This is a genomic window from Vibrio sp. 2130-1 (genome assembly GCF_033339515.1).
The window spans coordinates 1-848 of sequence record NZ_JAWOUT010000148.1 but is presented as its reverse complement, the minus strand read 5'-3'; the positions used below and the strand labels follow the sequence as shown (position 1 = coordinate 848).

The window sequence follows — 848 nt, the reverse complement described above, 5'->3', positions numbered from 1 at the left end:
ATTTGCAACGCTAAAGACATCGAAGTCAGTGAAGATGTACGTAAAGAGCAACTAGGGTGGTTGAGTTGTGTCAGCCGCGCGATTCTCAAGCAGAATATCATTACGTATAGCCAACCGATTGTGCACGCTTACAGTCATCTTCCTGCCAGCCAAGAATGTCTGGTGCGGATTTTAGAAGAAGACGGAACAGTGATTGCTCCAGGGCGATTTTTACCGATCATCTCAGACACGCATTTGTACACCAGATTGAGTCGTCACATGATCCGCTCGACGCTGCATTACATGCGAGATAAGAAAGGAGATTTCTCGATTAACCTGTCTCCGCAAGATTTGTTGAGCGACAAAACGTTGATGTTGCTGGAGCATGAAATCAGCCAGTTGAATGACCCGACGCGGATAGGGCTGGAAGTACTGGAGTCTGAACAGATTAAAGATTACGGTCGTATGATAGAAGTGTGCAGCCATTTCAGAAAACTGGGTGCGCGCATTATCGTGGACGATTTTGGTTCTGGATACTCCAATATTGATGAGATCTTAAAGTTAGAGCCGGAAGTGATAAAGCTGGATGGCAGCTTGATTAGAGACATCGATAAGGATTTAAAGCAGCGCAAAATAGCTTCTCAGTTGGTGCGTTTGTGCCAGGTGTTTAATGCAGAAACGGTCGCAGAGTTTGTGCACAATCGAGAGGTGTGCAAAATCGCGCAGGATATGGGCGTCGATTATCTGCAAGGCTACTACTTAGGTGAACCTACGCGTCTGTTTTAGTCGTGTTTCACGTGAAACAATGCCAATAAAAAAACGCAGCCTTGTTTCACGTGAAACAATGCCAATAAAAAAACGCAGCCTTG

The 848-nt window shown here is 45.4% G+C and carries 1 protein-coding gene; it reads left to right on the top strand.

Going from position 1 to position 848, the window contains the following annotated elements:
- On the top strand, positions 1-765 hold a 765-nt coding region (locus tag R7Q09_RS24810; RefSeq protein WP_318143778.1), incomplete at its 5' end, for an EAL domain-containing protein.
- Between the last annotated feature and the right edge of the window lie 83 nt (positions 766-848).